Source organism: uncultured Negativicoccus sp. (genome assembly GCF_902480485.1).
Classification (GTDB): Bacteria; Bacillota; Negativicutes; order Veillonellales; family Negativicoccaceae; genus Negativicoccus; species Negativicoccus succinicivorans.
Genome location: NZ_CABSTC010000072.1, coordinates 1 through 4,988 on the forward strand (window position 1 = coordinate 1; position 4,988 = coordinate 4,988).

Consider the following 4,988-nt stretch of genomic DNA (forward strand, 5'->3'; position numbering starts at 1 on the left):
GTTTTCCCTTTTTGCGCGCCATCGCATTCGCGGCCGCATGCTCGATTACATCTATAAAAACGGGACCGATATCCCGGTTGCCGACAGCGCCTGGGCCGAAAGCCGCGCTCAATTCAACAGCCTCGTGACGGAGGCGACGGATGCGTTTGAGGCGGCCGATCGGACGTTTTTGTGGGAAGCGGTGCGTAACGCCGTGCATCGTTTGCCGCCGAAGGAACAGCAGGTGGTCGACGGTATTTACATGCAAAATCGCGAGCCGAAAGAGCTGGCGCTGGAATTACAAGTTTCTAAAACTTACATTTATAAACTGCAAAAAACCGGTGTGCGCCGCCTGCGCGGCATGTTGTCGCGCTTGATGCACGAACGGCGCGAGTAAATGAAGATACATCGGCTATAATTTGCGAGAATTCGCTCAAAAACAAGAGTATTATGCAGAAAAGCAATGCTGAATACGGTTGCAAAGAAAACCCGAAAAGCCGATTTTAAATTGATTAGGAAAATTTATTCAGAAATTTTACAAGAAAGGAGTACACGCATGAGCCTTTCCCGAGAGGAGCTTGTCCGTCGCGTCGAAACGGCGCGGCGCTGGCTGGAACAGGCGGAACATTCGTTTCATGACGAAACGCCGCTGAAAGGCGAGTTGAACTTGCTTTTGGCCCAAGCCGAAATGCAAAAACTTCGGGAAGACCGCGGCATGTCCCGACAGTGGCAACATTGGCAACGTGCTCTCGCGCTGGTGACGGCGCTCGTCATGGTGAGCGGTTTCGGCTGGTGGTGGCAACGGGATGATGACGCTCCCACGCCGGTTACGGCTCCCGCAGCGGTGGTTAAAACAGTTCCCTTGGAACGTCCGGCGGCATTGCCGCAAGCGGCCGTTTCGCAAGTCGCGCAGCAAGCGCCGGCGGCAAGCACGGTAGCGCAGACGAGTGCGCCGGCAGTGCATGCGCCGCCACCGGTCAAAACGGCACCGGCAGCGCCAACAGTGCAACTTGCTCCGGACGAGATGCAGTCGGTGGTCAGCGATGCGGCGAAGGTGTTGCGTACACCGTAATTATCAAGTAAACTAAACCTATCATTCGGAGGAATGGATACCATTTGCAATTAGGAGGATATGACTATATGAAACATGGTAAACAGGCGCGGCAATGGCTTGTCGCCGCAGTCACGCTGGCAACGCTGGGAGTGACTCAGGGGTTCGCGGCGGATGCGCCGACGACGGTTTCCGAACAGCATATGCCGTACAATGAAGCGGCTATCTCAACGACGGTGACGCCGGGCGCAAGCGACTCGCTTGCGGCGCAGGGATTAATCGACAATCCGGCGTTGACCGTCGGTCAGACGACCCAGACGAGCAATGTGCAGGCGCTGTATGTAGCCAAAGCGGACCAGGCGGCGATCGATGCGCAGGTCGGTAAAACGGTTACAAAAGTAGCGTTGGCAGGCGTTCCGGACGGAGTCGCACAGCAAGTACTGCCGCGTTTGACCACTAAAGTCGGTGACAAAGTATCGTCGGAAGCGATTGCGGCCGACATTAAAGCCATCGGCGACAGCGGCATTTTTGCGCAAATCGCGCCGGTTTTCACCGGCGTTCCGGAAGGCGTGCAGTTGACGTATCAGGTCGCGCCGAACCCGGTAGTCAATCAGGTTCGCGTGGAAGGCGTGTCGGCGTTTGATGCCGAGTACCTTGCGCAGATGTTGGCCATTCCGCAAGGCAGCGTGTTAAATACGGTGGAAGTGGGCCAAAAAGTTCGCGCGATCGAAGATCTCTACGTGAAGCAGGGCTATATTTTGGCCTCCGTTTCCGATGTGCAGGTCGCGCCGGACGGAACGCTGACGGTCAAAGTCGATGAAGGCATTGTCGAAGACATCGTCATCAAAGGCAACAAAAAGACCAAGGATTATGTCATCACGCGCGAACTGCGCTTCAAAGAAGGGGATCCTTTCAATAAATATCTGGCGCAACGCAGTTTGGAACGTCTTTACAACCTGGGTTACTTTGAAGACGTCAACGTGCGTTTGCTGCCGGGTAAAGTCGATCACCAGGTCGTTGTGGAAATCGACGTGCTCGAACAAAAGACGGGCGTCGTTACCTTGGGCGCCGGCTACTCGAAGTCGGACGGTTTTGTCGGAATTGTGGAATTCGGTGAAAACAACTTCCGCGGTACGGGCGACAAGATCAATGTTCACTGGGAATTCGGCGGCAAAGGCAGCGACAAGAACTACCAGATTTCGTACACGCGTCCGTGGCTTGATGACAAAGGCACGTCGCTCGGCTTCTCGTTCTACAATCGTGTGGTGGAATACGATGATTACAATGAAGACGGCAGCACTGTCGCTACCTATGACAAGCGTCGCAGAGGCTACAACCTGACCCTGGGACGCGCGCATGGCGAATATCGCACGACATCACTTACCTGGGAAAGCCGCGACGATAAATATGACGAATATAAAGGCGGCTTCAACTACGGTGAAAACGCGGTCATTCCGTTAGTCGGCCTGCAGCGTACGGAAAAAGGCGAATTGAAGCTGGACGCCAACGGCAAACCGATTCCGGTCGTTAATTTCGCGTTGAACGCTCCGGAACCGACGCTTCTGGACGCGGCCGCGCAAGCAAACTTGCTTGGCAGTGTAACGCTTCCGGAAACACCGAAAATGACCGGCGATGATAAAGCGGATGCCGAAGCGCTCAACAAATGGCGCGATGCCTTGCGCACGGCAGTGGCCACCGTCACGCCGCAAGGCTACTACAATTTCAAAAACATGGACTACATCGGCAAAAACTTCGGTAAAACGAACAGCTTGTCTCTCACCCATGTGTTTGATAACCGCGACAACTACTTCAACCCGACCCGCGGCTACCGTTACTCGGTAACCGGTCAATGGGCGGGCCACGGCTTGGGCGGCGATTTCGACTTCTATAAAGTCAACGCCGAAGGACGTTTTTATAAGAAATTGAAAAACAACCACGTCTTGGCGCTGCGCGTCATGGGCGGTTACGCCAACGGCGAAATCGGTTACTCCGAACTCTTCAGCTTGGGCGGCGCTTACAACTTGCGCGGCTTTGAAGATGACCAGTTCAAAGGCAGCAACATGTATGCGGCGACCTTGGAATACCGTTTCCCGATCATTAAAAAAGTGGACGGCGTTGTCTTTACCGATGTCGGTAACGCGTGGGGCATCGATGAGTCGCGCATTCCCTGGTACCATGACAGCAATAAGGTGCATTGGTCGACCGGTGTCGGCTTGCGCGTGCAGACTCCGATCGGACCGATTCGACTCGACTATGCGCATGGTGACAAGAATAAATTCCACTTCAGCTTCGGCGGCCAATTCTAAACCGCGACAGGCGACAAATTCTTGTCGCCTGTTCACTGTTTATAAGAAATGAGGGAATCTATGAGTAAGCGGCTTACCGGTCTCTTGAGTGCGGCGTTGGTCGCGCTGCCGCTGACTCTTTGGGCGGCGCCGATTCAGACGGTGGATGTCAGCGTGCAAACCGGTACGGGGCGATTGGCGCCTTCGGTGGCCGATCGTATTGAGGCCAGTGTCAAAGTGATCGGTGAACGCGTTTTGGTCGGTCAGCCATCGGAAACGGTGGCGGCGCATGCCGGAGAATACGGCAAGGTGTTGGCGGATGTCGCGGGTCGTGTTATTTCGGGATACGTGGTGACCGATGTCGAGGTGCGCGCCGACGCGGCGACCCGACTGGTTCTCGTTCTGACGCCCTACGGTGAGCACGTGCAAGAGGTGCACACGGCGGTTGATTACGGTAATTTATCGCCGACAGTGCATGCTTTGATGGCAAGCGATCTGGCGGCGATCGACAAAAGAATCAACGCGCTTTTGATCGGCTTGCCGCTTGGTGCGTTGGATTGGGTAGGGGGCATTTCAGACACGCTCGTAAAAGACGAATTTGCCCGTCGTTTGCCGGAATTTAACGCCAAGCTTGAGATCACACCGGCGGCGGTAACGAATGCTAAAATCTACCTTTTACCGCAAGGACTGACGGTTCGCACCGGTCGGGTTCGGATGGCTTCCGAAACCGTGCCGCGTATCTTCATCAACGGCGCGGCGGAACGCGTCCGGGCGGTCTTGCCGGAATACATCGGCGCGCCGCAGGCATTTTTGGAACGTCACCGCGAGGAAATCGCCGCGCGTTTGCTGCAAACGGCCAAAGAAGATCCCTTTATCAGTCGTTACGATTTAGATTTGACAGGCACGCTTACGATCGGTGAAGAACTTACCTATACGATCAATGCGAGCACCGACACGTGGTTAATTGACGCCAATGTTGCTTTGGATTTGGGACGGGAAGAAAAAAACACACGTGTTCGCGGCACGCTCGGAAAACGCGTGACGGATCACGATACTTTCTTCGCTGATGTGGATTTTTTCCCGCACGATGTGAGCTGGGATATTGCCACCGGTTACATGCATCGTTTTGGCGTAGGAACCTACTTGGGCTATCGTTACGAGTGGACAGAGCCGCAGCAAACGGCATTTTTACGGCAGGAATTCGGGCCGCACTGGTATCTCCGGTGGGACCATGAATTGTCGCCGTCGACGGACAGTGTTTCTGTCGGGTATCGTTTTCAGGATTATCTCGGTGTGGAGCTGATTCGTGATGAAGACGATTATTGGGTCCGGGTCATCGGACATATCTGAGAAATTAAAGGAGTCGATTCATTATGATGCGAGCAATGCGTAATAAGTACAATGTGAAAGTGGTTTCGTTCATCGTTGCGGCGGTATTCGTTCTCGGTATCGCGGCGTATGCCATGATGGGCATGGGGAACGTGGCTCAAGCGGCTCCGACCTCGTCCATCGGCGTGGTCGATCAGGCCAACATTATTAAAGATACGTCGAGTTTAGGCGTAGAATATCAGCAGCAAATGGCGGCGGCGGCGCAAGAATTGCAAAGCGAATTTGACGCGAAAGCGGCGAATATGTCGGACGCGGAAAAACAGCAATATTTCCAGGAAATGCAA

4 protein-coding genes and 1 pseudogene are annotated in these 4,988 nt (G+C 54.4%); all 5 read left to right on the forward strand.

Going from position 1 to position 4,988, the window contains the following annotated elements:
• Positions 1-376 (forward strand): sigma factor-like helix-turn-helix DNA-binding protein (locus RDN69_RS05735; RefSeq protein ID WP_288218360.1); only part of this gene is annotated, 376 nt, incomplete at its 5' end.
• Between the two features lie 159 nt (positions 377-535).
• The gene (locus RDN69_RS05740) at positions 536-1,051 is read left to right on the forward strand and encodes a hypothetical protein (protein WP_273260175.1); all 516 of its coding nucleotides are present in this window, start codon (positions 536-538) and stop codon (positions 1,049-1,051) included.
• 68 nt (positions 1,052-1,119) lie between these two features.
• On the forward strand, positions 1,120-3,336 hold the full coding sequence (locus tag RDN69_RS05745) for an outer membrane protein assembly factor (RefSeq protein WP_024048170.1): 2,217 nt from the start codon (positions 1,120-1,122) through the stop codon (positions 3,334-3,336).
• 60 nt (positions 3,337-3,396) lie between these two features.
• Complete coding sequence (locus tag RDN69_RS05750) at positions 3,397-4,665, forward strand: hypothetical protein (RefSeq protein ID WP_288218361.1); 1,269 nt, start codon at positions 3,397-3,399, stop codon at positions 4,663-4,665.
• A gap of 23 nt (positions 4,666-4,688) precedes the next feature.
• A pseudogene (locus RDN69_RS05755) lies at positions 4,689-4,988 on the forward strand (OmpH family outer membrane protein); the annotation flags it as partial.

What these genes read in the sequence shown, in the direction of transcription:
- RDN69_RS05740 (WP_273260175.1), top strand. Translation starts at nt 536, where the DNA reads ATGAGCCTTTCCCGAGAGGAGCTTGTCCGTCGCGTCGAAACGGCGCGG.
- RDN69_RS05745 (WP_024048170.1), top strand. Translation starts at nt 1,120, where the DNA reads ATGAAACATGGTAAACAGGCGCGGCAATGGCTTGTCGCCGCAGTCACG.
- RDN69_RS05750 (WP_288218361.1), top strand. Translation starts at nt 3,397, where the DNA reads ATGAGTAAGCGGCTTACCGGTCTCTTGAGTGCGGCGTTGGTCGCGCTG.